General features: G+C 50.5%; 2 tRNA genes and 1 rRNA gene. All 3 read left to right on the top strand.

Annotated elements, in window-relative coordinates:
* Positions 1-60: ribosomal RNA gene (locus KUW18_RS19660) — 16S ribosomal RNA — on the top strand; the annotation flags it as partial.
* Positions 61-160: 100 nt separating this feature from the next.
* Positions 161-237, top strand: a tRNA-Ile gene (locus KUW18_RS19655).
* A gap of 37 nt (positions 238-274) precedes the next feature.
* A tRNA-Ala gene (locus KUW18_RS19650) sits at positions 275-350 on the top strand.
* Positions 351-503: the final 153 nt, after the last annotated feature.

Genomic DNA, 503 nt, shown 5'->3' with positions numbered 1-503 from the left:
ACTGGGGTGAAGTCGTAACAAGGTAGCCGTAGGGGAACCTGCGGCTGGATCACCTCCTTAATCGACACGTCGCTGACTGTCGGTAAGTGCTCACAATGAATTACCTGATCAAGCAAGAGCAATGACTGTTTGGGTTGTTTACAGGCCCAACGTGGCAAATGGGTCTGTAGCTCAGTTGGTTAGAGCGCACCCCTGATAAGGGTGAGGTCGGCAGTTCAAGTCTGCCCAGACCCACCATTTGTCAGACTGACGAACGTCAGTGCAAAAACTGCATGGGGCCTTAGCTCAGCTGGGAGAGCGCAACACTGGCAGTGTTGAGGTCAGCGGTTCGATCCCGCTAGGCTCCACCATCATCCCTTGGATGAAAGTCATTGAATGAAGTTCTAAGCAAGATGCTTGCATCGCTGCTCGATAACTCGGGACGGCGATTTTCAAGTCTCTCGCTTAGAGTTTCGACTCTAACGCTCTTTAACAATGTATATCATGCTGACAAAGTAAGATAC

The sequence above is a fragment of the Halomonas sp. DP5Y7-2 genome (assembly GCF_019802025.1).
In the GTDB taxonomy this organism is placed as follows: domain Bacteria; phylum Pseudomonadota; class Gammaproteobacteria; order Pseudomonadales; family Halomonadaceae; genus Halomonas; species Halomonas litopenaei_A.
The sequence above is the reverse complement of the archived record's forward strand: the minus strand, read 5'-3'. Positions and strand labels throughout refer to the sequence as shown.